The sequence below is a fragment of the Ruegeria sp. AA3 genome, assembly GCF_056542905.1.
In genome coordinates this window covers 49,646-76,416 of record NZ_JBQGAQ010000009.1, presented here as the reverse complement: position 1 = coordinate 76,416, position 26,771 = coordinate 49,646, and the positions used below count along the sequence as shown (strand labels likewise).

Below are 26,771 nucleotides of genomic sequence, written 5' to 3'. Positions count from 1 at the left end.
GTGGCTTGAGGCCGGGTTCACAAAGTCCTGGCGCTGAAAAGAGTATGAAATGAGCGACAACCCTATGATCCAGTTGCTGGTCCTGGCCGGAATTGCCGTTTTCCTGATCCTGCGTCTGAAAAGCGTATTGGGCACACGCGAAGGGTTTGAAAAACCACCCCTTCAACAACAGCCAGATACCAATGGTACGCGCCGTGATTTCGAGGTCATCGATGGCGGGCCGGATCACGATATTACCGACCACGTAGCCGAAGACAGTGAGCAAGCGCAAACTCTTGCCGCGATGAAGCGGGTTGAGCCCAGTTTTTCCGTAAGCGAATTTGTTCAGGGTGCACGCGGTGCCTATGAAATGATCGTGATGGGGTTCGAAAAAGGCAATCTGGACGAGATTCAACCTTTCTTGTCCGAAGAGGTTTTTGACAGTTTTGTCTCGGTGGTCGCTGATCGTGAAGACAAGGGCCTGACCATCGAAGCCGAATTTGTCGGCGTACGTGAAACTACTCTGGCAGATGTTTCGTTCGACAAGGACAGCAATCAGGCCGAGATCACCATGCGCTTTATCGGTGAGCTGACCTCGGTCGTGCGTGATCGCGGAGGGGATATCATCGAAGGCAACCCCAATACGGTTAAACGCCAAAAGGACAGCTGGACCTTTGCTCGTGTAATGGGCGCGGACGATCCGAACTGGCTACTTGTTGCCACGGACGCATGATTGCAGCGATTCGGTCGCTTTTACTGGGGGTCGTCATGACCACTGCCAGCGCCGCCGGAGCCGAGGCGACGCGATCCATCCTGTCATTTGATGACCTTGATGGATGGGCTGCCGACGATCACGGGGCAGCCCTTTCAGTTTTTCTGAACACCTGCGGCGATCTGAAGGATCCGGATTGGCAGGCACTGTGTAGCGTTGCTCGGACCTATGAACCTCAGGCCGCACGGTCGTTTTTTGAGCTGTTTTTCCGACCGGTTTTGGTTGAAGACGGCGATGACGCGTTGTTCACAGGGTATTTTGAGCCCGAACTGGACGGCTCTAAATATCCAACCAGCAAATACCGCTATCCGCTCTACCGGATGCCTCCCGAGGCGCGAGGCGCTGATCGGTGGCTTAGTCGCCGCGAATTGCTGACCGGAGACGCGATGACGGGCCGCGGGCTTGAGATCGCATGGGTCGATGACCCGGTCGAGTTGTTCTTTCTGCAAATTCAGGGTTCCGGTCGTATTCGCTTGCCCGATGGCAGCGCGCTACGCGTGGGATATGGCGGAGCGAACGGGCACCCTTATCGTTCAATCGGAGCCGAATTGATCCGACGTGGCGCGCTGGGCGCGCACGAGGTCAGTGCGCAGATGATCCGGGCCTGGGTGCGCAAGAACCCCGAAGCCGGTGCCGAGTTGTTGTTTCACAACCCCTCTTATGTGTTCTTTCGTGAAGTGAACCGAGTTGCCCCAGAACTCGGACCTCTGGGGGCCATGAATCGCTCGGTCACCACGATGCGTAGCATCGCAGCGGACCCGGCATATACGCCCCTCGGGGCACCGGTTTGGGTTGAGAAGGATGGCAAGACCCCGTTACGGCGATTAATGATCGCGCAGGATACCGGTTCAGCCATTAAGGGTGCCCAGCGGGCGGACATTTTCTTTGGTACTGGGGATGAGGCGGGGCAAGCTGCTGGCCGTCTGAAAGACCCTGGCCGTATGGTCGTGCTTTTGCCGATTCAGCGAGCCTATGCCCTGTTACCGGATGAATTCTGATGGCACGGCGCAAACTGACGTCAGAAGAGATCGAGCTGTGGCGCAAGGTCACCAAACAAGCTGAACGATTGCACCCCGAAATACCGCAGACCATCCACCCCACGACGTTGCCAAAACCCAAACCGACCAAGACCCCAAAGGCGCGCATCGAAGCGTTTGAGTTGGGCCAGACAGCGCAATCCAAACCCACGCGGAATAATCTCAAACCCTCAATCACCGAAGGATTGCGGGCAAATCCTGTACAAATGGATACTAAGGCATTTGCGCGCATGAAACGTGGCAAGCTAAAGCCTGAGGGCAAGCTGGACCTGCATGGGATGCGTATGAGCGCGGCCCATCCTACTTTGGTGCGTTTTATCCTGACGGCGCAGGCGCAAGGCAAGCGGTTGGTGCTGGTTATCACTGGCAAGGGAAAGGATCGCGACGAGCCCGGGCCAATTCCGACCCCGCGCGGTGTTTTGCGCAATCAAGTGCCACACTGGCTTTCTATTCCACCCTTAACGCAGGCGGTGATGCAGGTGACGCCCGCACATATCAGTCACGGTGGCGATGGGGCTTACTACGTGTACCTCAGGCGGGTTCGCTAACCCGATTGAAGTGCGCGGGCTATGCCGATCCGAACCAAGCCGCAGACGCACAAGAAGAATGCTGCGATCCAGAAGAATTGAGTGTTCAGTGAAACGCCTTTATCGATCAACATACCGGTCAAAGCCGGTCCGATTGCTGAACCCAGAACCATCACTGCAGCGGCCATGGCCTTGATTGCTCCTATGTGGCGCGTGCCATAGAACTCGGCCCAAAAGGCGCTGGGCAATGGATTATGCGCACCAGCTGTCAGGGCGAGGAAAACCATTCCAATCAATGCCCCGCCAATCGAAGTTGAGACCGACAGGATGGCAAATCCGACGGCCATCGGTAATTGATAGTAGGGCATCATCCGGGCCGTGCCCCATTTGTCCAACGCCCAGCCCGCTGCAAACATCGACAGGATCGAAACCCCTGTGAAGACCGGGAACAGAGCGACCAGTTGTATGTGGGACCAGCCTTTGATTTCGGCAATATGCACCTGATGAAAAAAGAAGGCGGTGATAAAGGCCGAAGGCGCAAGGATTGCGGGTGTCATAAACCAGAACAACGGGTTCAACAGTGCCTCGCGACGCGTCCATTGGCGACCCTGCATGCCGACAGACGAGGCCTTGGTCGCCAAGCTTTGCGGTGTTCGTTCCTGACGCAGCAACCGGATCAGTACGGGAATACCCAAAAGGGTTATGCAAGCTGCAAGCCCCCATAACCAGCGCCAATCCAGAAACGCCAGAGCGGCAACGAATGTCAGGGGCAAAAGCGCCTCTCCGATTGCATACCCCAATGTTGCGATCGACAAAGCCTTGCCTCGTGTCGCTGTAAACCAGCGCGCCATCGCGACGGCCGCAAGATGGCTGCTCATCCCCTGACCGAGAAGTCTGAGAAAGAAGACCACAACGGGCAACAGAATAAGCCAAATATTCAGTGCCATTGCCAACGCGGCCAATGCCAGGCCGGTCAAAACCGCAGGGCCCAGCACACGTACGCGAAAGATATCAGTAAGACCTCCGGCCCAGATCATCACCAAAGCGGAAACGGTTGTGCCAAGCGAATAGAGCCCACCCCAGGCTCCGTGGCTTAGCTCAAATTCCGCCCGAATTTCTCCTGCGAAGATCGAGATGAAAAAGGTCTGTCCAAAGCTGGAGAGAAAGGTCAGCAGAACTCCCGCGCCCAGCCAGTTTGCATTCTGGATCAGAAAGCGACGAAGGCCGGATCGTGTCACGGGGTGCTGACCTGCGCCTGCCCGGTTTCGGTCAGAATGATTTCTGTCGCGCCATCCGTATTGCGTTCGCTGGGAGGGACGAGCACATCTATGCCGGGCCGGTCAGGACCGAATGTATTGCTGACCCTGCGGACCGAGCTGAGAATCGCCAGAAGTGCGGGCGAGGTTGCAGCCACGAAATGGGACGACCCTGCATCGCTGTTGAATGCGGTCGTGTCGATCACGTTTATCGGGTATTCGGCCAATGCGTCGGCCGAACTGATATTGCCCAGTCTCTTACTGTCCGCAGTACCGCGCAACCGCGCCGACAGGTTTAGGATCTTATCTTTCCTGGATACCATCACCACAAACGGATCTGGCGGGTTTTTGATACTGTTCATCTGTGACCTAAACAGATCGACATCCAGATCGGGCGAGATCAGGATAACCCCCTCCAGATTGCGGTTTGACCAGCCGGGTTCACGCAGTTCGGCTTGCCGCATCATTTCCATCGACAATGCACTGCCCATCGAATGCGCGATTAGGATAACCCGTTTGACGCCCATTGATTTGAGCAGCCGGATCGTCTGCTCCAACCCATCGCGGGCAAACAGCATACTGTCCAGATCATAGGCATATCCTGTTCCGCGTGCCTGGCTGGGCCAGGAATAGATCAGAGTAGTTCCGGGAATACCGATATCATGGCTTAGCTGGGCTGCACGAAAGGCAGTTTCGGTTTGCGTTGCGTTATAGCCGTGGACAAAGATCACCACGTCATCCACACCACGCAACCGGGTCATCAGATCTTGCGGACCTGAAAACTCGGTAACATCCGCTACAACAAATTGTTTGTTCGGATTCGGGTTCGCGTAGGAGAAATTTAGGTCACCCGGCGTGTGCGACGGCGGGATCGAGACAGTCATCTCAAGATACCGCAAAGCCTCGGCGCGTTTTGCGCCATAACTACCATCCATGTCGCGCGCGCGGGTTGTTGCTGCAAAGACCGTTGCAGGGGTACCGACCTTCAGCGCTTCGGGCGTGATCTCGGTTATCGAGCGGTCCGCGCAGGCGGCCAGCAGGCACAGGTTCGCGATGATGATCAAATAGCGCAGCACGGTCTGTCCCTACACGGTTACAGCACTACGCTATCGCATTCCCACCGCGCGTCTAGACCGAGGGCACGAGCAACAGGCAAAAACCGGCTCGCTGCTGTTACAAAACGTAACGGCTGAGGTCGGTCGATTTTGTCAGTTCACCTAGATTGGCGTCCACAAACCCCGCATCAACCGTAATCTCAGCACCTGCCTGATCTGGCGCGGTGAATGAAAGCTCTTCGAACACGCGCTCCATCACTGTGTACAACCGCCTCGCACCGATATTTTCAATGCTCTGATTCACATCAGCGGCGATCCGGGCCAAGGCTGCGATTCCGTCTTCGGTGAAGCTGACCGTGACCTCTTCGGTACCCATCAGGGCGGTGTACTGGAGGGTCAGCGCATTATCGGTTTCGGTCAGAATGCGCACGAAGTCTTCTTCGGTCAGCGCTCGCAGTTCCACGCGGATCGGCAGTCGACCCTGAAGTTCCGGCAACAGGTCGGAAGGCTTGGCGATATGGAACGCGCCGGATGCAATGAACAGGATATGGTCGGTTTTCACCGGGCCATGTTTGGTGCTGACTGTGGTTCCTTCAATCAGCGGCAGCAGGTCGCGCTGAACCCCTTCCCGGCTGACATCGCCACCGCGCGCGTCCGAGCGGGCGCAGACCTTGTCGATCTCATCCAGAAACACGATGCCGTTCTGTTCGACGGACTCCAACGCCACGCGGGTGACGGTTTCGTCGTCCAGCAGCTTGTCGGCTTCTTCCCCGATCAGGGCATCGTAGCTTTCGGCGACGGTCATGCGCTTCTTGACCATGCGACCACCGAAGGCTTTGCCGAATATATCGCCCAGATTCATCATCCCCATCTGACTGCCGGGTTGGCCCGGAACGTCGAACATCGGCATCGGGCTTGAGGTATCGGACAGCTCCAATTCGATCTCGGTATCGTCAAGCTCGCCGGCCTTAAGCTTCTTGCGGAACATCTCACGCGTGGCTTCGCGGGCGTCGGTGCCTGCAATCGCTTCGATCACGCGATCTTCAGCCGCCTGATGGGCGCGGGCTTTGACATCTTCCCGCATGAATTCGCGGGTTTGCAGGATCGCAGCATCGGCCAGATCGCGCACGATCTGTTCAACATCACGACCGACATAGCCAACCTCGGTGAATTTGGTGGCTTCAACCTTAATAAACGGCGCGCGGGCCAGCTTGGCCAAACGGCGACTGATTTCTGTTTTGCCAACGCCGGTGGGACCGATCATCAGGATGTTTTTCGGATAGACCTCGTCGCGGATATCATCCGGCAACTGTTTGCGCCGCCAGCGGTTGCGCAGCGCCACGGCGACGGCGCGCTTTGCGTCTTTCTGCCCGATGATAAAGCGGTCCAGTTCCGAGACAATCTCGCGCGGGGTCAGGTCGGTCATAAGTGTTCTATCCGTATGTTTCGCTGCGGAACCTAATCATACGGCGCGAAAACACAAGCCGATCACGGAAAGATCACGGCAACTCACAGACAGCACACGGAAATTCGTGGCGATGTGAATCGTCAATCATGCGGCAACTGCGTCATAACCCTTTGCGACGAACGCCCCAGTTCGCATAATTTTACGGAGATACCTCATCATGATGACTCGTCGTTCACTTTTTGTGAAAGCTGCAGCTACAGGCGCGGCCCTGACCCTGGCCGGCACAACTTCTGCTCTGGCAGGTGGCGCCAAAAAGAAAGGCACATTCGAAGGTCGCTCGAACCACATCACCACCGGTTCGGTGAAGCTGGTCAAAGACGGTGAACGTTACATCGTTGAACTGGGTCAGGACTTTTCGCTGGATGGCGGCCCGGACCCACGCGTTGCATTTGGCAAAGACGGCACATACGCCCCCGACAGCAAGCTGGGCGCGCTGCTGCACCTGACCGGCAAGCAATCCTATGCCGTTCCGCCAACCATGGATGTCTCGGCCTATAACGAAGTCTACATCTGGTGCGAGGTTGCTGGTGTCCCGCTGGGCGTCGCTTCGCTGAAGTAATCACGACTGTCAGAGGTCGGAGTTTCCGGCCTCTGACACGCCGTTAGGTAACAGCGCGACAGTCTGTTACACTCGCCCCAAGATATTGGAACTGGGGGCGTTTTTATGACTAAGATTGCCAAGATTACCTTGCTGTTTGTGGTCTTTGTCGACCTGATCGGGCAAGGGCTGGTGTTTCCGATCATCAACTCTCTGATCATGGAAACAAAGTCGGGCTTTCTGCCGGAAAGCACGGCCATGGGCACAAGGCATTTCTATTATGGTCTGGTGATCGGCTGCTTCTTTCTGTCTTGGTTTCTGGGGGTGGTCTATGTCTCGAAAGTCTCAGATTCCATCGGGCGCAAGAATGCCCTTCTGGTTTGCCTGACCGGAGCGCTGGTCGGCTACGCCCTGACCATTGCTGCGCTTTATATGAACAGCTTGCTTTTACTGATCATTGGCCGGTCGATCACCGGATTTACCGCTGGCAATCAGCCGATTGCGCAGGCTGCAATGATTGACGGCAGCACGGATGCAGCTGACCGAGATCGCAACATGGGCTACATCGTGACCGGCGTCAGCTTTGGCCTTGTGGGTGGCCCGATTATCGGCGCGGTCCTGTCGGATGCCGCCTTGCTGGGCAGTGCAGCGACGTTAAAGACACCTTTCTACGGGGCGTTTGTTCTGGTCCTGATCGCGATCTTCCTCGTGACCACATTCTTCAAGGATACCAGGACCGAGCGCGAACCCTTTGTCTTCCGTCCCCGTGACATCACCGATAGTCTCATAGCTGTCCGTGAGCACCCGCTGGTTCTGAAAATCATGCCCGTCTATGCGCTGTTCATGGTTGCCAACGTCACTTTCTATGTGTTCGTCGACAACTTCTTGACCAGCGCGTGGGGCTATGGCGTGATCGGAGGTAGCATGGCGATGGTGGTGATTGGCGTTGCGCTAGCCTTCTCCAGCACCTTCCTTGTGAAGCCTGCACAGGAACGATTCAGCAAGCACCAGATCATCTATACGTCATTGGTGGTTATGGTGATCTGCGGCTTTGGCTTTGCCTTCAGCCCAAGCGGTGTGCTGAGCTTTATCCCGGTCTTCTTCTTCTATTTCTTCTTCGGTGTATCTTATCCGACGCTGCTGGGCTTGTTCTCATCCAGCGTTTCCGAAACGGATCAAGGCTGGGTTATGGGCGTAACCACAGCCGTGTTCTGCCTGGCAGGCGGCATCATGTCCCTGATCGGAGGCGGATTGATGAGCATCGACATCCGCGTGCCCTACTACATCGTCATCGTTACCGCGCTTATGGGCCTGATCGGGATGCATCTGAGGTGGAAGGGCAAAGAGATCAAAGCGCTGTTAGCCTGAGTCGTTTGCGTTTGATTTGAATCGAAATACGCAGCCTCTCCCTTCGGTCGAACGCGCATTTTGATCCATTGCTTCTGGTTAAAACGCAGAACGTCTTAAATTGTCTCAACCGTCAGATTGCCATTGGTATAGACGCAGATATCCGCAGCAATTGCCATGGCTTCACGCGCCACATCCTCGGCCGGTTTATCGCTGTCCATCATCGCACGGGCTGCTGCGAGGGCAAAATTGCCCCCTGATCCGATGGCGGCGACGTTGTGTTCGGGCTCAAGCACATCCCCTGCCCCTGTGATCACGAGCAGATCCTTACCATCGGTAACGATCAGCATCGCCTCTAGCTTTTGCAGGTATTTGTCGGTGCGCCAGTCCTTGGCCAGCTCGACCGAAGCGCGCGCCAGTTGGCCGGGTGTTGCCTCAAGCTTTGCTTCCAGCCGTTCCAAAAGAGTGAACGCATCCGCCGTAGATCCGGCAAACCCGGCGACCACTTCGAATCCGCCCGGTGTCAGGCGACGTACTTTTCGCGCGGTGCCCTTGATCACGGTTTGGCCCAGGCTGACCTGCCCGTCCCCGGCGATGACAACCTGCCCGCCCTTCTTGACGCCGATGATGGTCGTGCCGTGCCATCCGGGAAAATCGCTGTCTGCCATGAATGCCTCCGTTATCTGTGCTGCCATATATGGGCCGGGTACGGGTTCTGCGCAACCGGTTCTAAAACCGCCCAAAAGATATGCAGAAAATGCAAACCGGGACTGTTGAGTCAGCATTTGTGAGACTCAGCCGGTGACGTTACATGAGGCTCACAACCGACAACAGGTCGGCTGTTTCTGTTGAAAAGGACTACGCACATGGCAAACGCTGTCGCAAAAACCCATGCGCCGCTCGGAGCAGTCACCATCCTGCACGCAGTGGACGTATTCTCCCACTCATTCGAAAATGTTGTCGAATGGTATCAATCTCGCAAGACCCGCAATGAACTGGCGCGTCTGAGCGATGAGCAACTGGATGATATCGGCCTGAACCGTGCCGACATCGCCAAGTTCTGATCTAGGATCAGAATTAGACGTAAGATGAGCCGCTCAGACGAGCGGCTTTTTCTTTTTCAGCTTTTGACGAATTTACCCACCAGATCAGGCAGATATGCCTCAACCGCCGCGGTGGCGACTACATGAAGCGTGCCCGCCCCGGCGTCCTCGACATCCAGCCCGCCTTTGACGGCACGGACCGAAGCGCGCCCCCGCGGAAGATCAGATGCGACAAGATCACAATTAACCGCTTCGGGCCGCTGCACTCCAATCGTGACCTCAACGCGCATCTCTTCGTGGCTGATGCCCAGCTTAGAGAACAATGTGATTGACGAGTGGTGCAGTGCGTCCTGAACAGCGCGGCGCGCGGCCTTGGTATAGTCTTGACCATAAAGGTCATTGCCGGTTCCCATCTCCAGAATGATGCGTTTCTCGGTCATTGCGCGGGCTCCATGTCAAAAGACACAATGATCGCCGCATTGGCGATCACCGTGCGGCCTTCGATGTGGGGCTTTTCAATATCCAAGCCGCCTTGCGTTACCGTGATTATCGGTTGGCCGTATGGAAATACAGCTTTCAGCGGTTCGGTATCTACTTGGTCTGGTTGTTGGACGCCAATCTCGGCATCAATAATCATGGCTTCTTTCGGAAACCCGAACAGCTCTGCCATGTTCACCGAGTTATGCCAGAGTGCATCTTTGACGGCGCGCAACGCCGCCTCGGTATAGTCCTCACGCCGCAACGACGTGCCCATTCCGAATTCTACCAGAACTCGTGTTTTTGCCATTTCTTGTTCCCGTCAGATCAGCACATCCGTGCGGTCAAACAAAAAAGGCGTCCCGCATGAGACGCCTTTGATGCAATTGGTTCACACCGGCTCAGATCGACTCGTCGATCCAGCTTTGCAATGCCGCTTTGGGTGCAGCGCCCGCACGGTTTGAAACGACCTGCCCATCTTTGAAGATGAACAGCGCCGGGATGCCGCGTACGCCCATGGCAGCCGCCGCGTTCGGGTTGCTGTCAACGTCCACTTTGGCAATCTTCACCTTGCCGCCATATTCACTGGCTAGCTCTTCCAGAGCGGGGCCGATCTGCTTGCAGGGGCCGCACCACTCGGCCCAGAAATCCACCACAACGGGGATATCGGAATTCTTGACTTCGGCGTCAAAGGTATCGTCGGTTACGGCAACGGTCGACATGTCTGTCTCCTGAATGGGAATGCTTGGGCTGAGAACGTAGGTGCCGTTCGGGAGGAGGTCAAGATATAGCGCTACGCCTCAGGGCTTCTGTCACTATATCGTGTGGCAGCCACATGAGATGTGCAGTGCGGGTCCATAGTATTGCGGTGTGGATCTGGTGCTTGGGAAATATTTGCGACAGGGCATTTGCATAGGCCCCCATCTGGCGCAACAACCCCTCGGGGCAGGTTTCAGGGCTGTTCGGAACAGTCGCATTTGATTTGAAATCAATCACTTGAACTTCTGTATCGGTAACGATCAATCGGTCGATCACCCCATGCATTCGAGCGCCGTTCAAATCGGCGGTGACCGGTACCTCGGCCAGTGCATCCGGCGCAAATACCAGTTTCAGATGATCGGCGGCCAGAACGGCCTCGGCTTCGTTCAGCAACTCCTGGCGTTCCACATCCTGCATATCGGCCAACAGTCGTGTGCAAAGATGCGACCATTGCTCCTGAACAACAGCGGGTAGATGTTCCAGCAATAGGTGCAGCCGCGTTCCACGGAGTTTCGCCGCCTCTTCATCCTTCCCGGCATCTCCGGGCAAAGCCTTGGGACCCCCAAGATCGGAAGGGCTTAATGTTTCTACCGGCGTTGGTGCTGGCAGTGCTGACTGATCGAAAAATTCCGGCAGGTTTTGTTCGATATTCTGGACGCTGTCATTTTCAACAACAGGCAATGCGTCCCAGTCTCCATGCGCCAGCCGGAGTGTCTCGGAACCAGGTATCAGAGTGGCCCCTGCACGCGCCATCGCGGCCTCGACCATTTGATACCAGCTGCTGCCATCTTTACCCACATCTCCGGCTGCGGCGACTATCAACCACTTTTCCGCCCGTGTTAGAGCCACATACAGAAGACGCAGCCGTTCATTCTCCTCGCGTCTTCGAGCTTCTTCACGCGCCGTAGCAATCAGTGCGGGTGAGGTATCAGAGGGTACTTTCCACAAGGGAGTATCCCCTGCCATCATGATCTCGGCATCGCGCGGCGGCTGCCGTTTGCCAGTGTCTGGCAAAATCACGATCGGTGCTTCCAGCCCTTTCGAGCCATGAACGGTCATCACTCGGATCATGTTGCCGACACCGCTCATCTGGCGCTTGATCTCAAGGTCATCGGTTTGCATCCAGACCAGAAAGCCGGTGAGGCTGGGAATATCCGTCCGTTCATAGGCCAGCGCCTGTGACAGTAGTGCGTTGATACCGTCCTCGGCCTCGGCCCCTAGCCGACCCAGCAGTTTGCGACGCCCGTCATGACGCGTCAGAATACGCTCGATCAGGTCATAAGGGCGCAGAAAGTCGGTCTGCCCACGCAGATCGTTCAAAACGGCCAGCGTAGCCGGGAATTCTTCGGCCCGATTACGCAGAGCGGCCCAAAGATAGGGCTCTTCTCTTCGATGGGCCAGATCGAACAATTGCTGTTCGGACCAGCCGAACAATGGGGACTTAAGGACCGTGGCCAGTGACAAGCTGTCCTCGGGTGTGGCCAGAAAACTTAGCAACGCGGCGAGATCTTTGACCGCCAGCTCCGCGCCCACTTTTAAGCGGTCAGCGCCCGCAATGGGCAGATCAGCAGCTTTGCAGGCACGAATGATCTCGGCAAATAGGGCCGAACGGCGCTGGACCAGAATCAGAAAGTCGCCGGGCTGGACCTTGCGGCGAATATAGGTGCCTTGAGTTTCTCCATCGTCGGGAATTGTCGCGCCGCCATCGATCATGTTCCGGATCGACCGGGCCACCTGCTCTGCCAGAATAACCGTATGATGCCGTGCGCCAGGTCGGTCGACCGGGTCGGTCCAATCGGTATCCTTCTCCTCCTCGACCTTTTCGACCACAGGCCACAGGTCAACACGACCGGGTAGATCGGCCTTGAAGGCACGGTGCAGCGAGTCTTTGTGGAACCCGGCCTCGGCGCGGTTTTCGAACAGGATATCGACCAGTCCTAGGATCGCACTGGATGAACGGAACGAATATTCTAGCGTTGAATCCCACAATTTAGAGCCTGATTCTTGCAGCTTTCGCCCAAATTCGGCCTGCATCCGGTCAAAGGCCTGCGGGTCGGCACCCTGAAAGGAATAGATCGATTGCTTTTTGTCCCCGACAACAAAGATTGTGCGCTCGACACCGGAACGGGCCCCCTCCCCGCTGGTGAATTCCTGCGCCAGTTTCTCGATCACATCCCACTGATCTGGGCTGGTGTCCTGCGCCTCGTCCACCAGAATGTGATCGATGCCGCCATCAAGCCGGTACAGCACCCATTCCGCCACCGCCGGGTCGTTCAGTACTTGGCGCGCGCGTAGAATCAGATCATCAAAGTCCAGCCAACCCCGCAGCTGTTTTCGCCGATCGTATTCAGGCAGGAAAGCGGCAGCAAAACGATGTAAAACGTGGGTTTTCTGCGCAGCCATCAACGCCAGCCTCTGTTCCCGCGCGGCCTCTACCCGCAACATGAGGGCCTCAAGCTGGGGCATCCGGTCGGCCAACACCTCTTCGCGTAACGCCTTGGTGGGGAAACTGTTGATCTTAGCTGTAAACGGTTCTTTTGCGGCCTTACCTGTAAGCAATACGTTTTCCAGCACCGCTAGGTCGCTTAGCCGCGCATCGACAAAGCCCATAAGCTTCTCGGCAGCTTTGGCGTTGTTTCCGCCGCGCTCTTTCAGGGCAGGTAAGATGGACTGGATTAGATCAACTTCTCCACCCAGAAATACGCTTTGCAGCAAGGCTTTTTCATCAAATCCTTGTGGCAGATCATAACGTTGCAATAAGTCCGGCCAGTGCAGTACTTCCTCAAACTGGTTCCGCCTTTGCGCCACGGCGGCAGTTAGTTTGTCAAAGCCGGTATCTGTGACAAAGCGGGCAACATCCTCGATCAGTGCGGCCTGATGACCTTCGGCAAAATCCTCAATGATCTCTTCGCGCAGCAGGGCGGCGGCCCGATCTTCCATTTCGGCGAACTGCGGGCTGACCCCAGCCTCAAGCGGGAAGCGTCGAAGCAAAGAGGCGCAGAATGAGTGGATCGTTTGAATCTTCAAGCCGCCAGGTGTTTCGATGGCGCGGGCAAACAAGGTGCGCGCCTGCGCCAAACGGTTGGGATCGATCACACCCGGAACACCGAGTTCAACCAGTTCTTCCTGAAGGGCGCTGTTGCCCAGCATCGCCCATTTGCCAAGACGCTTGAACAACCGGTTCTGCATCTCACTTGCAGCGGCCTTGGTATAGGTCAGGCACAGGATATGCTGCGGCTGCACGCCATCCAGCAACAGCCGCGCCACCCGGTCGGTCAGCACCCGGGTCTTGCCCGAGCCCGCATTGGCCGCCAACCAGGTCGACGCGTCGGGGCGCGCGGCCTGAACTTGCCGTTCGGTGGCATCATTGCGGGCGCTCATGTCAGGTCCTCCGGGGCGGTTTCTGCCGACCGATCCCACTCTCCGAACCGGGCGAGATGATCATAATCTCCGACATCTGTGTCCTTGTGCAGCATTCGGCGTGACGAAAACCCCTGATCAGGCTCTAAATAGGCAGAAATGAGCTCTTTGAGTTCGGCCAGCACCTTTTCGGTCGGCTCTTTCTGCAAGGGCGCGAGTACCTCTTTGTAGGTGCCGCCCATACCGATGAAAATCGCCTGCGCAACGGGAAGCGGATCGAATCCTTCGATACCGCCTTGCTCGGCCATTGCGGCTTCGATCAGCAGTTGTTTGTCGAATTTTGCCTGCTGGCTTTCCGTTGGCGGGGTGCCGGTTTTGTAGTCGATGATCCGCAAAGTCCCTTGCCCGCTTCGATCGATCCGATCGGCGCGTCCGGCAATGGTGAAGTCCAACGGGGCCAGCGCTAGACGCATTCCAACTTCAAAGGCCACCGGCCCACCATCGGTGCGGCGGTGAATCTCGGCGGATAGAAAACTGTCGGTGATCCGCTCTAGCCGTGCCAACCACAGCTTTCGCGCTGTTGGCCATGCAACGTGTTGCAGCAGCAGGGCTTCGGCCCGTTTCAGGAAGTTTTCACGGCTCAGCAACGCCGGATCCAGAACACTGTCGCGCACGAACTTTTCCAGTACCTCGTGGATGACGATGCCACGTAACAGAGCGTCCGGGGCCTGCACTAACGGGTCCAGAGGCTTCAGGCGCAAAACATGTCGGGCGTAGATGGCGTAAGGATCGCGGATCAGACGCTTGATCTCGGTCACCGATAACCGTCGCGGACGTGCTGCGACGGGCGGACGTGGTGACGGTCGGTGAGCCGCTGCAATTTGGGGCGCATGTTCCAGTGTTTCTGCCCAATCCAACCATTTTTGGCCACGCGCACGCATTGCCGCCAAGGCATCGGTTCCACCTTGTTCGGGCAAGCCCTGCAAAAGGTTGGTCATGCGGTTCAGCCAGCGAGAGGGTACGGTTTCCGCGTCATCCGAGCGGGTCGCGCGGGTCAGAACCACCTCCGGTGCACCTATGGCTTGTTGGAAGTCATGCGCAGATAAACCGATCCGGCGCTCGGGCAGCAAAAGACCCGCTTCGTTGCGCATCTGTCGGTTCAACCAGGGATCGGGTGCCGCAGACTCAGGCCAGCTGCCTTCGTTCAGGCCGCCCAGTATCAAAAGATCTGCGCCCTGTACGCGCGCTTCAAGTGTGCCCCAGATCATCAGATGCGGGTGGGGCGCATCGCGGTCGCGGACCTCCTCACCTGCCAATAACGCGCCCAGAAGGTCAGCGAAATCATGGGCGGTCATCGCGCCGCCATGGTGGGCCTCGCGCTCCAGTGCTGCCATTACCGCAAGCGCCTTTTGGCCGGCATTCTTGTCCCACAATGTACCCGGTTCACCGGTGGTACCCGCCGAGATTGTTTCGGCCAGTGTGCGAAGTTGCGCGACCCAATCTGACAGTGGTTGCTCCTGTGGCCGGTAATGATCGCAGAATGCATCGATCACCCAGCGAACCCAGTCTTCGGGCGCTTCGTTGCGAATAGCAAAGGCTGTCAGGCTCACACTGTCGGGAAAGGGCGGGCCGTGGCGGCGCAGGTCGAGTTCCAGATCGCGGGTGTGTAGCAGATGGGCGCCCCGGTCGCCGCCATCATGGCAAAGTGGATGCTTGAGCAGTGTCAGCAATGCCTCACCATCCAGACGGCGCGCGAACAACCCAGCGACATGGCGTAAAAACCGACCGGGTGGAGACAATTGTAGCGGTAAGCCCGCGCTGTCATCGGGCAGGATATTCCACCGGTCCAACGCGGCGCTGACCTGACGTGTCAACATCCGGTCAGGCGTTATGAGCGCGGCGGTTTGCCCGGTTTCGGCGGCCCGACGAAGGCGCAGAGCAATGGCTAATGCCTCAGCCCGAGGAGAAGACGCTTCGATCAGTGTGACATCCTTGGTTGCACCATTCAGATCAGCTAGATGAGGACCCTCGGTCATCCAGGCGTCAGTCACCGGGGCAGGGCGCAAGGCAAGTGAGATCAGCTTGTTACGCGCAGGTGAGGGCACCTGATCCGGGGTCCAAGGCTGAATCTGATCGGGACCAAGCCCTAGCCCGAGCATCAGCTTGCGGAAGCGATATTGCGGATGATCCTCGGAGGTCAGGGCGTCATCCAGATTGTGCCAGACATGCTCGGGCTGGTCGAAATCATAGCCTGGCAACACCAGCGCCCCTTGCGGCAGGCGCGCGACGGCCTGCATCAGCATTAAGGTGGTTCCGCGTGATCCTGTAGAGCCCGCCAATATAACCGGATGTTCAGGCGGCGAGATCTGCCAGCACGCGATCAGGTTTTCGACCACGCGGCGCTGCCGGGCCTGCGCGTCAAGTGTATCTGCGCCAGACTCCATGAACTGATCTGCGATGCCGATAAATGCTTGTGCCCGGGCCCAATGGCCGGACATGTCGCTGACGTCCAGTTGCCTAATCGCCTCGGGTGAGACGCCCTCGCCCTGCATCTCGTCAATCAGCGCGGCAAGGCTGTCGGACAGATCAAAAAGCGAAGAACGCGCGGCCAGATCGGGTTGTTGATCCAGCAATTTGGCAATCAGCTGCGTCAATTCCAGCCTGCGACGCAAGGGTGGAATTGCGGGCGGGATCTGCGCGAGATCCGCGCTTTCGCCCAGGTCGGTAACCAAAGATAACCGCGGGAGTAAGCAGGGCGGTCCTTGATCAAACAGATCGCGCACCCGGCGTGCCATGCGGCGGGTGTTGATCACCAGTTGAACCCGGGCCAGCGCTTCGGGCGGCAGCCCCTCAAATCGCTCATGCAGCCCGTCGACCAGCACCTTGGGGAAATCCGCTCCCGGAGGGACCGCGAAGACCCGGGGCAGGGCGCTGGGCTCAAACATCGGCAATCAGCCCCTCGGCCAGATCAATACCTTCGGGATGCCCCACATCGCACCAACGACCGGGGTAGGACAGTGCAAATAGGCGATTATGCCGCAGCATTTGATCCCACAACAGGTTCAAGGAAAACACGTCCTCATTGATGTCACGCAGCCCGTCGGTTTTGATTATCTGAGCCCCGCCATATATCAGACCTGCGCCTCGGGTGATCCACCCGGTGCTGTCCTGAGTAAAATCACCCGGACCGGCATGACCAAGGGCCTGTCCGACCGGAATGCACATTAGAAGCGCATCCATTTCATTTGGATCCCAGTGATCCCTGAGCAATTTCAGCGGGTTTGGTCCGGCCCAGATCGCATCGCTATTCAGGGTGAAGACCGGCTCGGGACCAAGCAGCGGCAACGCTGCGCGCAACCCGCCACCGGTGTCCAGAATGCGCGGCTCTTCGAGCGACAGCGCCACGTCGTGGCCCGTCAGATGATCGGCAATCTGGTCGGCGCGATAATGCAGGTTGGCGACAACACGTAATGGTCTCAGCGCATCGACCAAATCCAACGCATGGTCGATCAAAGGTCGCCCGGAGACCTTAATCAATGGCTTTGGTCGGTCTTTGGTCAAGGCCCCCATACGGGTGCCGAAACCGGCAGCAAACAGCATTGCAGCTTGGGGTGTAGCGGTCATTGCGACCTCAGCTTTGCAAGGTTCTCCGGGCTTGGTTCGGGCAGGGCGCTGCGCAAAAGATCCGCCACGGGAACCAGCGCCGGATGCTCCAGATCGCGCCTCAAATGGGCCCAGGCAGCGGGGATCAGGTCGACGTAATGTGGTTTACCATAATCTATTGCCAGCCGCGCAAATCCACCCAGAATACGCAGGTTGCGCTGTGCGCCCAGAACCGCATAAGCGGTACGGAAATCGTGCCCGTCAACACCGGTTGCAGTGATATAACGGTCGATCATCCGCATCTCGATGCCGACAGGGACCGTGCGACGCACATCCTGCAGCAGCGACATCAAATCATAGGCGGGATGCCCTAACATCGCGCTTTGGAAATCCAGCAGCCCTACACGCGCCAGACCGTCTCGATCAGGCAGCCAGATCAGATTTTCTGCGTGATAATCGCGTTGTACAACAACCCGTGTCCCGCCGGTTTCGCGGTGCAGGATATCGGCAAAGCGAAGCTCGAACCGGGTGCGAGCTTCTTCATCATGCGACCCTTGAATGCCTTGAGCGTATTTGGTGAAAGAAAGCGCCGCAAGCTCAGTCATCAGAGCAGGATCATAGCTGTCGAGCGAAAGAGTGTGGGCCGCGTGAAGATGAACCAGAACATCGGTTGCCACGTCATACAGGGTGCGTTCAAGCGTTGGATCGTCTCGCAAGACGCGGGCAAACAGAGCGTCGCCCAAATCTTCGAGCAGAAGAAATCCGTATTCGCTGTCCTCTGCATAGATTTCTGGCGCACTCAGCCCGATTGAACGCAAATACTCCGACATGCGTACGAAAGGTTCGACCGACTCCCCTTTGTCGGGTGGGGCGTCCATTAGAACCGCTGTGCGGCCAGTGGCGGGATCGGTCAAGCGCTCGTACCGGCGGTTCGAGGCATCGCCGGCCAAGGGTGCATGTTGTGCACCGCTCCATGGGGTCTGCGCGATCAATGCTTCTGCCAAAATGGCCCGGTTTGTCATTGGATCATCTCCAGCCTGGTGCTCCATTTTGGGTCCGACCATGTAAGTGAAACTTGCCGGGTGTCCTGATCGTCGGGGTCGGTTGCGAAATGAACAAGCAAGGCCGATTGTGGGGACAACGGACCCAGTTTTTCGGGCCACTCGATCAGGCAGATGCTGGTGTCAAATGCGTCGACCAACCCCAACTCTTCAATCTCTTCCACGGATGCAAGCCGATAGAGATCAGAGTGCCAAATTTCCCCGATCCGCGTCTCATAGACCTGAACCAGTGTGTAAGTTGGTGAGGGTACATCCTCAGGCTTGATCAATGTCGACTGGATCAGAGCGCGTGCGAAATGGGTTTTGCCGCTGCCGATCGAACCTTCAAGCAGGATGGTGTCGCCCGGTTGCAATGCACCCCCCAATCGGGTGGCGATTTCCGCAGTGTCCTGAGGGGATTTTAGAGTCAATTTCAGCGGCGCATTCATGACGCCACAATGGACCTACGTCGGGTTGGCCGCAACCGGTTCAGGCGCTGATTTTTTGCTGCTGCGCGATGTTTTCAACGGCACTGGCTGAGGTGAAGCGAACGATGGTTGCCCCGTTTTGCATGGGACTGACTGTGCAGGTCATTGTACTGCCCGACTTTAGGGTCAGTTCGCCTGACCATTCGGCCCGGTTCTCGCGCGTGGTTACAAATTCCCGGATCTCGCCAAGGATTGGAGTGGCGGCGCAATGTTCCTGCCACTGGCGGGTGATTTCAAGAACAGTAGTAGGCTCAAACCCGACCTCGCCGCTGTCACCCCACATCAACTGGTAGGCATAGTTCGTCGTTGCCAGCGTCCCGTCATCCGAAAAGACAGCGATCGCATCAGCAAGCTTGTCCAGAATGGACTGCATCAAATCCATCTCAGCGCGGAACCTGCGCGTCAACGTAATTTCGGCGGTGATATCTTCGAACAGAAAGGCCACAGCACCATCCGGGTGCGGTCGTCCACTGACGGAATAGACCGAGCCTGAAGGTAATGACCAAGTTTCCTGGTAGTTCCCATCCTGGGCCGCCTCCAGTAGATCATTCATCTGACGCCGCCAGCTGCGGTAATTTTTGGGTTCTGGCATCATATGCTGATCGCGCAACCGGTCAAAAAAGCTGGACAGACTGGGGCGAAGGCTCAGAAAATCCGGGGGCAGTGAGGTCAGATCAATCAGTGCAGGATTAAACAAAGCCAACTGGCTGTTACGGTCAAAAATAGCCAGGCCAATTGAGAGTTGGGCAAAGGTTTTGGTCATTGTCTGAACGAATTTGCGCTGTACGGTTTCCGCCTCAACAATCGCGTTGATATCGACGGCATAACACAATTGACCCTGGTCTTGGGCAACACGGGTCAGATCAAACCACAATCTGGATTCACTGTCTTTGATCTGAACTGAGACACGGGATTTCCGGCCCAGTTGCGCCTCGTCTGAAAGCAGTGGAAAAACCGGTTTGGTCAAATCCGCATCCGGCCCCGAGATTTTCCGAGCCAGAGAAACATAGGCCGCGTTACACCAACGCACCGTGTTGCATTCGCCCGACAGCCATACCGGGTAAGGTGCTTGATCCATCGCTAAACGGGTCGGGTCATTCGGGTCGGCGCGCTTTGCCGATACAGTGTCCTTCAGATCGCGCAACTGGACGCGGATCACTCCATCTATCCATTCACATGAGACTTCGCGGTCAACTGTGCAATCAATTGCGGATACAACCAGATGGCCCCGAGCCCGAACGAGCTCGGGTGTTTCCGGGAAAGAGGGATAGTCACGCTGAAGCAGCCTGTGCAGATCGGACCAGTTGGTGACAGATTCATATCCGGCCAATGCGATATCAGAGTGGCTGATCAACCTGTCCCCATCGAAAAGGAAGACCACATCAAATAGCGATCCGGGCGACGACAGCGCGTAATCTACAAACGATTTCTGGTGCCGAGGCAACAACCACAATATGGCAAAACAGGCCGATACCATGCTGATAGCGGCCAGAATGATCCAGTCGGCCATTATTCAACGTCCCTGTCAAATCAACACGAGCCTGTATGAAGGGCAATAGTTAACGGGGTCTTAACTTAGATCTGGAAGGGTTGGTTTGCGCCCGAGGGGACTGGTGTGTCGCCTGTTTGTGCATCAATCAGTTTGCGCGGCCAGATAACCTTGACGATTGCCCCTTTGCGTTCCTGCTGATCTGTCAATGTCTGGTACGGGTCTGCGCCATTGGCAAAGTAAAGCTCGGCTCCGCTGCGCTCGAGCAGGGTTTTGGCAATGAACAATCCAAGCCCCATGCCTTCATATTCGGGCCGGCTGCTGCGGTCGGCCCGACGGCGGCGCATGAACGGATCGCCAATTCGTCCGATAATGTGTGAGGGGTATCCGCGACCGTCATCCATTATCGAGACGCTGATCTGATCCGAGGTCCATTCAGCCTCGATCCACACATTTGCCCGTGCAAAATCCACAGCATTCTGGATTAAATTGCGCAATCCGTGAATGATCTCGGGCTTGCGCAGAATTGAGGGTTGCTGAACATCGCCGTCGGCAACCGGCTTCTCTTCGAAATGCACTTGCTTGCCCCGGTTGATATGCGGTTCTGCGGATTCGTGGATCACCGTCGACAAAGGGGCCTGCCGGAGGTGAAGGTCATCTTTTCCGGCCCGTCCCATGTCACGCAATATATCGCGGCAACGGTCGGCCTGCTCACGGATCAAAGCCGCGTCTTCTTTCAGTTCGGGGCGATCGTCCAGTTCTTCGATCAATTCAGAACTGGCCAGCTTGATTGTGGCCAAAGGTGTGCCCAGCTCATGCGCAGCGGCCGCGACGACACCGCCAAGATCGGTGAGCTTTTGTTCGCGCGCCAGTGCCATATGCGTAGCCGACAGCGCTTCGGACATCGACTGCACTTCTGAGCTGATACGATGGGAATAGGCGCCGATGAATACAATGGCGATGATGATTGCGGCCCAATTTCCGAACAACAATATGTCGGGGATATCCAAAACAAGGCCCAGATTGGTACGCAGCGGCAGATGAAACTGCGCCAGCAATGTTGTCAGGATCACCGCAACGCTGCCGATGATCAGGGTCGAGCGGGTGCTCATCACATTGGCTGAAATCGTCACCGGCCCGATCAACAGTAGCGCAAAAGGATTGTTAAGCCCGCCAGTCAGATAGAGCAGTATCGACAGTTGCAGCAGGTCGAACAGCACCATCAGAAAGTTCTCGAACTCGGACAGGCGCTTGTTTTCGGGGAAAAGCAGGATCGCTGTCAGATTGCCCATGACGGAGACGCCGATGGCAAAGTAACACAGGCCAAGCTCGAGCTGCACATGATAGTATTGTTGTGCGACTGTGATCGCCGTGAACTGGCCAATGATGGCCACCCATCGCAATAGGATCAGTGTCCGCAACCTGATCCAGGTGCTGCGTTCTTGCCCGCGCCAAAGGCTGGTGTTGGAATCCGTCATCTGTCGATTATGTCCTATTGCGTCGGCCCACAACGTTGATAGGAGTGCCGACCGAACCGATCAACAACCTTCGTCTCAGGATAGCCGTCATGCTCCGTCTTTATGCCATACTCGCAACTGTAGTTCTGGCCGTTGGTCTGGGTGCAATGTGGCTGCTGACACGCGGTGGTTCGGATGACAAGTTTGCCCAGTGCCGTTCAAGCCAGATCGCGGGCGGCAGCGCCGCGATTGGTGGACCGTTCGAGCTGGTCAACAGCAAGGGAGCAACGGTGACAGACTCGGATGTGATCACCGAACCAACGTTGATCTATTTCGGATATACGTTCTGCCCCGATGTCTGCCCTTTCGACATGTCCCGCAATGCCGAAGCGATTGACCTGCTTGCCGAACGCGGACAGTCGGTGACGCCCTTGTTTATTTCAATTGACCCTGACCGTGATACGCCCGAAGTATTGGATGATTACGCGTTCAACCTGCATGAACGTATGATCGCCTTGACTGGCTCACCCGAACAGGTCAAAGCCGCGAGCAAGGCCTACAAAACCTACTACAAAGCGCATGACAAAAGCGATGAGTACTACTTGGTCGATCACTCGACTTTCACATACTTGGTCACGCCCGAGGACGGTTTCCTTGAATTCTTCAAGCGTGATGATACCGCCGAACAGATGGCGGATAAGGTTGGTTGTTTCCTTGACAAGATCTAACGCGCAACAGTCGGTTTGACCTTTGGAATGGCGCTGCTATTACTCATGTTAAAGCCAAAAAGCGTGAAATAGCGGAAAGACCCACATATGGCAGACAGTTCCCAGCTTGAAATCGGCCCCGATAAATCGCTGCTTCTGGTAGATGATGACGAGCCGTTTCTGAGACGTCTGGCCAAAGCCATGGAAAAACGTGGATTCGACGTTGAGACCGCAGGCTCTGTCGCAGCGGGTCGCGCCATATCGACCGCACGACCACCCGCATATGCTGTGGTTGATCTGCGGCTTGAGGATGGCAACGGGCTTGATGTGGTCGAAGTTCTGCGTGAAAAGCGCCCGGACAGCCGGGTTGTGGTTCTGACTGGGTACGGAGCCATCGCCACTGCAGTCGCAGCGGTCAAGATTGGCGCGACCGATTATCTGTCCAAACCCGCCGACGCGACTGATATCACCAACGCATTGTTGGCAAAGGGTGACGAAATGCCCCCGCCGCCGGAAAACCCCATGAGTGCCGACCGTGTTCGATGGGAACATATCCAGCGTGTGTATGAGCTGTGTGATCGCAATGTCTCGGAAACAGCGCGCCGCCTGAACATGCACCGCAGGACGTTGCAGCGGATTTTGGCGAAGCGCAGCCCACGATAGTTCTTCTCATAGGTAAATTTGCAAATCCTGAGGTATATCGCAGAGCAACTGCGTTTCTCGGAAGCTCCAGGTATCTTTCAGTAGTTGAAACTAACTAGGTCGAAAACTCGGTGTAAGGGAATATCTTGATGAAATCGAACGCGCTCAGTGCCTCAGATATTCTCAAAAACTACCACCATCAAAGGCATTTTTTGCAAACCGTTCATATGCCGACGTTTGATCCGCCGGTGCGTACATTTCTGTATATGAAAAATCATAAATGCGCCTGTTCAACGGTTATTGCCACTTTGCTGCACAGGTTGAATGCGCAGGCAGGTGGTTCAATGCAGATTGATATGAAAAGCATACACAATCCGCCAAAATCGCTGATCAAGACTGGAAGGAAGGCGTTGGATGTCCCGTCAGCAATTGAAGCGCTAGAAGAAAGAACGCGGTTTTGCTTCTCGGTCGTTCGTCACCCGACCGCGCGCACTCTCAGTGCTTTTTTTGGATATCTATTAAAAACTCCAGGTCAAAAAGAGAAGTTTCTGCGGCATGTTGGTAGAGAACCAGATGGCGATCTCGGATTGTCAGACTTTCTCGACATCATTGCGCATGACGAAACTGCACGTGACTTGAACCGTCACTGGCGTCCGCAACGCAAAGAAATCAGTTTTGATTTCATCGATTTCGATTTTATTGGTTGCGTTGACGATCTGAATACGGCGCTGGAGCATATCTCTTATGAGATTTTTGGAAACCAAACTGAGATGCAGGATACCCGCAGCACATTAGGACACTCTTCTTCTTCCAAAGACGCCATACAGAGCTTGACGAGAACTGATCATATGAACCTTGAATCTGCGTTCTCAATGGATTTTGAGATGTTCGAAAACGTAAAAACACGGTTTAGCTGACGCTAAGAGATATTGGCCGTTTGATCCAAATTCGCTGTAAAAAGTAAATTTTACTAAGCTCTAAGTTGCCTTGGAGACCAAGAGTTGTTTTTTGTTCGAACGATACTCAGGGTGTGTGTATCGGATGTGGGCACATATGTTTCGGAAGGGGTCCGCTACCTGAACATGCATCGTAGGAAATTGAAGCGATATTTGACAAACACAGCCCGTAAAAACTATGAAATTAATTTAATCGTTTAGTCTGGATTAAGCCGCATGCACCTCGCGGCAAAAGCATTGTTGACCTATGTTGAACAAAGTTAACACAGCATGAACAATGTGTTCAAACCGTGTTTAGATTCTCTGTGGCATCATCACTGTGCTGCAGTTGCAACAATGCCGTCAAGTAAGAGGCAGGTCAGGCAAACCGTACAGAGGATCAAGCGATATGAAACCGGACATGAGACCAAACCCTTCGCTGAAAGCGATCGAGAAGCTCTCCGAATTAGGCATCGATTTTCCCGAAGTGGGACCACCCGCAGATGCCGGTATGCCCGAGCTTCCTGAGCATGTGTTCCCCATTGAAGCGCCGGATTTGCCGGATCTTACTCTTCCTGAGGAAGCAATGGCTGATATTGAGATTCCTGCAGCCATTTTGCCAACAGATATCTTCGACTTAGGCTAAGTGGTCGATCGAGGCTACAGACTTTGGTAAAGGGTGTATGTTTGTCCGCCGAAGGTGATGCCATCCGGCGGGCAACAGAGCAATTCTACATCTGTAACGATAATTGCCGATGCCGTTCTTAAAGATCGTTGCGTAGTCGAGCCAGCGGTCAAAACCGGCCCCAAATCCCCAACAGGCGCAATACTAGATCGCCCACCCATAACTATGGTTTCAAATTCGGAGACCTTGTAGTCTTGGGTGCCTCAATTCGAGAACTGATTTTTTTTCGAGTAAGTTACCCGATCACTCAGGCTATGTTGGAATTTTCCGATCTTTATGCCGCTTTGCAAATCAAGGCGTGGGAAGTTGTTATCGCTCCAGGATACTCTGCGCATAAACCTTGAGACAATGTGAGTGCGCGTGCGAGACATTGGGAATTGCCAATAACGCGTCCACTTTCGCTTGCAGCTTTTCGCCCATCGCTAGCATTCTGTCATCCACGATACTGTTTTGATTGTATTTCTTCCAATACTGTTCACGAAACCGGCTGTACCGGTCAGGTGCATCAATTGGTTTAGTGCCCTGACCCCGTAGGCGCTTTAGCTCGAAACTGTCGCGTGTTTTCACCGGGTAGTGAAAAACGGCTGCCCAATCGTGCGAGATCAGATTTTTGGGCGCGGCCCCAAATGCGTGTCGCCGACGCACGCCAGAGCGATAAATATCGTCATGCATGGGATGCCCGGATGCATTGACGAATTGCCCCCCGTCTTGCTGAAACCCTTTAAATAAATGGGGTCGATGAATACCGAACCCGCGTATCTTTTCGGAGGTCTGAAACAGCGTCTTATAGCGTTGATGCAGGCGATGGCCATTCTCGGCGCGTCTCAGAAAGCGCTGGGTGATCAGTCCGGACTCCCAGGTCGCATGATGCCCGTCTCCGAAAATCAGCCAGTTCACCGCGATACCTTCCGCTATTTCATGACAGCGACTGATCAGATCTGTGACTTGATTGTTAGGACCTGAACAGTAGAGGAATTCGTCACTATCGAGCCACATCAACCAATCGGCATAAATGAGCGATGGATGCAAATAGGCTTTGTCAGCGGCCTCATGTTGGGGGATATCGCCCGGATTCAGATCTTGTAAAACATGAGAAACAACCCCGTTTTTATCAAGTATATCAAGCAGTTCGGTCGTACCGTCGGTTGAATCGTTGCTGTAGATCAGGATCGGATCGAACCCGATCAGCAGATGATAAGCGACCCACTCAAGAATGAATGGCCCTTCATTCTTTGCACAGGAAAACAACCCAACATTCATGCCGGTTTGACCCTAAGCTTGTTTATGGTCGGTGATCCTTGATGCACAGCCTACCTTCTGAAGATGATATTACGCTGGGTTTGAAAGGCATTTTCATATCCACGAGCTGCCAGAGCAGCAAACAGGCTTTTCGCACCTGTACCGAGATTGGCAGTTTCCAGTTGTAAATAGCACGGGAGCGCGACGTCGTCGGCAGCCGCAAGGAAGGGCGTGAGGATGCGCGGCTCGTGCCCTTCAACATCCAGCTTAATAAAGTCCGCTCCATATAGATGTTTTAACTCCAACAGTGTTCGGGTTTGCACTTGAATGAGTTGGTATTTTGACTTGTCCACGCGTGCCATGTCATTCGTCAATCGCCCTTCACCCAGATTGGTGGCCGTATCGCCGCGAAGCTCTATCGAAAGCGCAGCGTTGCCAGATTCGTCCGAGATGGCGAACGTGTTCAGATCGACGTTGCCGAAACCGTTCAACGCACAGTTCATAGACAAGCGATCCGCCAGCGCAGGGTTTGGCTCGAATGCAAAAATCTGAGAGTCTGGGCCGAGGATTGACGCAAAGAACAACGAGTAGAGACCAAAATTAGCGCCAATATCCAAGACCTTGAGTGTTTTCCCCTCAAAAGTCTCTCTCAGCCAATTCAACTCAAGCTCTTCCGGAGATCGACCTTTTCGCCAGAGTACAAACTCACTGAAATTGTCATAGGGATGCAGATGGATGTTCAAGTTTCGGTAGGTGACCATCTGTGGCAGTAGTGATTTTCGGATCAGATTGCGCACCCGTCCGCGGCCTGTGAGGTTGTAGGCCTCACGTAAGCAGGCGTTGGCATAATCCAATCGTGCCTTCGGTA

26 protein-coding genes are annotated in these 26,771 nt (G+C 55.6%); 10 read left to right on the top strand and 16 right to left on the bottom strand.

Annotated elements, in window-relative coordinates; all coding sequences use genetic code 11:
• The first annotated feature begins 49 nt into the window (after window positions 1-49).
• The 3 genes from ACR0JR_RS15735 to ACR0JR_RS15725 are packed head-to-tail and all read left to right on the top strand — an operon-like array spanning window position 50 to window position 2,336.
• Entirely contained in the window at window positions 50-712 is a 663-nt protein-coding gene (locus ACR0JR_RS15735; protein WP_010442987.1) for a Tim44/TimA family putative adaptor protein, read from the top strand.
• Complete coding sequence (mltA, locus tag ACR0JR_RS15730; protein WP_480456956.1) at window positions 709-1,749, top strand: murein transglycosylase A; 1,041 nt, start codon at window positions 709-711, stop codon at window positions 1,747-1,749. Before ACR0JR_RS15735 ends, mltA begins: the two co-directional genes overlap by 4 nt.
• Window positions 1,749-2,336, top strand: coding sequence for a Smr/MutS family protein (locus tag ACR0JR_RS15725; protein WP_480456955.1), 588 nt, complete (start codon window positions 1,749-1,751; stop codon window positions 2,334-2,336). The genes mltA and ACR0JR_RS15725 overlap by 1 nt, the downstream gene beginning before the upstream one ends.
• Here ACR0JR_RS15725 and ACR0JR_RS15720 read toward each other — a convergent pair.
• The 3 genes from ACR0JR_RS15720 to hslU all read right to left on the bottom strand — a co-directional run bounded on the left by ACR0JR_RS15720 (window position 2,333) and on the right by hslU (window position 6,052).
• Window positions 2,333-3,553, bottom strand: a complete 1,221-nt coding sequence (locus tag ACR0JR_RS15720; protein ID WP_480456954.1) for an MFS transporter — start codon at window positions 3,551-3,553, stop codon at window positions 2,333-2,335. The genes ACR0JR_RS15725 and ACR0JR_RS15720 overlap by 4 nt on opposite strands.
• On the bottom strand, window positions 3,550-4,647 hold the full coding sequence (locus ACR0JR_RS15715) for an alpha/beta hydrolase (RefSeq protein WP_480456953.1): 1,098 nt from the start codon (window positions 4,645-4,647) through the stop codon (window positions 3,550-3,552). Before ACR0JR_RS15715 ends, ACR0JR_RS15720 begins: the two co-directional genes overlap by 4 nt.
• 97 nt (window positions 4,648-4,744) lie before the next feature.
• On the bottom strand, window positions 4,745-6,052 hold the full coding sequence (gene hslU, locus ACR0JR_RS15710; protein ID WP_319545811.1) for an ATP-dependent protease ATPase subunit HslU: 1,308 nt from the start codon (window positions 6,050-6,052) through the stop codon (window positions 4,745-4,747).
• A gap of 199 nt (window positions 6,053-6,251) precedes the next feature.
• Here hslU and ACR0JR_RS15705 point away from each other — a divergent pair, with 199 nt between their 5' ends.
• Window positions 6,252-6,653, top strand: a complete 402-nt coding sequence (locus ACR0JR_RS15705) for a DM13 domain-containing protein (protein WP_170542507.1) — start codon at window positions 6,252-6,254, stop codon at window positions 6,651-6,653.
• A gap of 105 nt (window positions 6,654-6,758) precedes the next feature.
• Window positions 6,759-8,000, top strand: coding sequence for an MFS transporter (locus ACR0JR_RS15700; protein WP_480456952.1), 1,242 nt, complete (start codon window positions 6,759-6,761; stop codon window positions 7,998-8,000).
• A 95-nt stretch (window positions 8,001-8,095) separates the two neighbouring features.
• Here the strand turns inward: ACR0JR_RS15700 and hslV are convergent, their stop codons facing one another.
• Window positions 8,096-8,647: an ATP-dependent protease subunit HslV gene (gene hslV / locus ACR0JR_RS15695; protein ID WP_010442995.1), complete on the bottom strand. Its 552-nt coding sequence runs from the start codon at window positions 8,645-8,647 to the stop codon at window positions 8,096-8,098.
• A gap of 198 nt (window positions 8,648-8,845) precedes the next feature.
• On the opposite strand from hslV, the gene ACR0JR_RS15690 reads away from it, so the two are divergent.
• Entirely contained in the window at window positions 8,846-9,043 is a 198-nt protein-coding gene (locus ACR0JR_RS15690) for a DUF1127 domain-containing protein (RefSeq protein WP_170542499.1), read from the top strand.
• Between the two features lie 56 nt (window positions 9,044-9,099).
• Here ACR0JR_RS15690 and ACR0JR_RS15685 read toward each other — a convergent pair whose 3' ends face one another.
• From ACR0JR_RS15685 to regB, 10 genes are all read right to left on the bottom strand, one after another.
• Window positions 9,100-9,462: a Lin0512 family protein gene (locus tag ACR0JR_RS15685; protein WP_480456951.1), complete on the bottom strand. Its 363-nt coding sequence runs from the start codon at window positions 9,460-9,462 to the stop codon at window positions 9,100-9,102.
• The gene (locus ACR0JR_RS15680) at window positions 9,459-9,809 is read right to left on the bottom strand and encodes a Lin0512 family protein (RefSeq protein WP_480456950.1); all 351 of its coding nucleotides are present in this window, start codon (window positions 9,807-9,809) and stop codon (window positions 9,459-9,461) included. Before ACR0JR_RS15680 ends, ACR0JR_RS15685 begins: the two co-directional genes overlap by 4 nt.
• Window positions 9,810-9,900: 91 nt before the next feature.
• Window positions 9,901-10,221 (bottom strand): thioredoxin, encoded by a 321-nt coding sequence (trxA, locus tag ACR0JR_RS15675; protein ID WP_010442999.1) that lies wholly within the window; start codon window positions 10,219-10,221, stop codon window positions 9,901-9,903.
• Between the two features lie 58 nt (window positions 10,222-10,279).
• Complete coding sequence (addA, locus tag ACR0JR_RS15670; RefSeq protein ID WP_480456949.1) at window positions 10,280-13,639, bottom strand: double-strand break repair helicase AddA; 3,360 nt, start codon at window positions 13,637-13,639, stop codon at window positions 10,280-10,282.
• Window positions 13,636-16,563 (bottom strand): double-strand break repair protein AddB, encoded by a 2,928-nt coding sequence (gene addB, locus ACR0JR_RS15665; RefSeq protein ID WP_480456948.1) that lies wholly within the window; start codon window positions 16,561-16,563, stop codon window positions 13,636-13,638. The genes addA and addB overlap by 4 nt, the downstream gene beginning before the upstream one ends.
• Window positions 16,556-17,242 carry a nucleotidyltransferase family protein gene (locus ACR0JR_RS15660; RefSeq protein WP_480456947.1) on the bottom strand — a complete coding sequence of 229 codons (687 nt, stop codon included), beginning with the start codon at window positions 17,240-17,242 and terminating at the stop codon, window positions 16,556-16,558. Before ACR0JR_RS15660 ends, addB begins: the two co-directional genes overlap by 8 nt.
• Window positions 17,239-18,243 (bottom strand): aminoglycoside phosphotransferase family protein, encoded by a 1,005-nt coding sequence (locus ACR0JR_RS15655; protein ID WP_010443003.1) that lies wholly within the window; start codon window positions 18,241-18,243, stop codon window positions 17,239-17,241. Before ACR0JR_RS15655 ends, ACR0JR_RS15660 begins: the two co-directional genes overlap by 4 nt.
• Window positions 18,240-18,710, bottom strand: a complete 471-nt coding sequence (gene tsaE, locus ACR0JR_RS15650; RefSeq protein WP_010443004.1) for a tRNA (adenosine(37)-N6)-threonylcarbamoyltransferase complex ATPase subunit type 1 TsaE — start codon at window positions 18,708-18,710, stop codon at window positions 18,240-18,242. Before tsaE ends, ACR0JR_RS15655 begins: the two co-directional genes overlap by 4 nt.
• A gap of 40 nt (window positions 18,711-18,750) precedes the next feature.
• Complete coding sequence (locus ACR0JR_RS15645) at window positions 18,751-20,259, bottom strand: PAS-domain containing protein (RefSeq protein WP_480456946.1); 1,509 nt, start codon at window positions 20,257-20,259, stop codon at window positions 18,751-18,753.
• Between the two features lie 65 nt (window positions 20,260-20,324).
• The gene (gene regB, locus ACR0JR_RS15640; protein WP_480456945.1) at window positions 20,325-21,716 is read right to left on the bottom strand and encodes a sensor histidine kinase RegB; all 1,392 of its coding nucleotides are present in this window, start codon (window positions 21,714-21,716) and stop codon (window positions 20,325-20,327) included.
• 89 nt (window positions 21,717-21,805) lie between these two features.
• Between regB and ACR0JR_RS15635 the strand changes: the two genes are divergently transcribed.
• The 4 genes from ACR0JR_RS15635 to ACR0JR_RS15620 all read left to right on the top strand — a co-directional run bounded on the left by ACR0JR_RS15635 (window position 21,806) and on the right by ACR0JR_RS15620 (window position 24,625).
• On the top strand, window positions 21,806-22,423 hold the full coding sequence (locus ACR0JR_RS15635; protein ID WP_480456944.1) for an SCO family protein: 618 nt from the start codon (window positions 21,806-21,808) through the stop codon (window positions 22,421-22,423).
• Between the two features lie 87 nt (window positions 22,424-22,510).
• Window positions 22,511-23,065 (top strand): ActR/PrrA/RegA family redox response regulator transcription factor, encoded by a 555-nt coding sequence (locus ACR0JR_RS15630; protein ID WP_480456943.1) that lies wholly within the window; start codon window positions 22,511-22,513, stop codon window positions 23,063-23,065.
• Window positions 23,066-23,193: 128 nt separating this feature from the next.
• Window positions 23,194-23,961 (top strand): sulfotransferase family 2 domain-containing protein, encoded by a 768-nt coding sequence (locus ACR0JR_RS15625; protein ID WP_480456942.1) that lies wholly within the window; start codon window positions 23,194-23,196, stop codon window positions 23,959-23,961.
• 427 nt (window positions 23,962-24,388) lie between these two features.
• Entirely contained in the window at window positions 24,389-24,625 is a 237-nt protein-coding gene (locus ACR0JR_RS15620; protein ID WP_480456941.1) for a hypothetical protein, read from the top strand.
• A gap of 348 nt (window positions 24,626-24,973) precedes the next feature.
• Here the strand turns inward: ACR0JR_RS15620 and ACR0JR_RS15615 are convergent, their stop codons facing one another.
• Complete coding sequence (locus ACR0JR_RS15615) at window positions 24,974-25,924, bottom strand: glycosyltransferase family 2 protein (protein ID WP_480456940.1); 951 nt, start codon at window positions 25,922-25,924, stop codon at window positions 24,974-24,976.
• A gap of 50 nt (window positions 25,925-25,974) precedes the next feature.
• The gene (locus ACR0JR_RS15610; protein WP_480456939.1) at window positions 25,975-26,646 is read right to left on the bottom strand and encodes an FkbM family methyltransferase; all 672 of its coding nucleotides are present in this window, start codon (window positions 26,644-26,646) and stop codon (window positions 25,975-25,977) included.
• Window positions 26,647-26,771 lie beyond the last annotated feature (125 nt).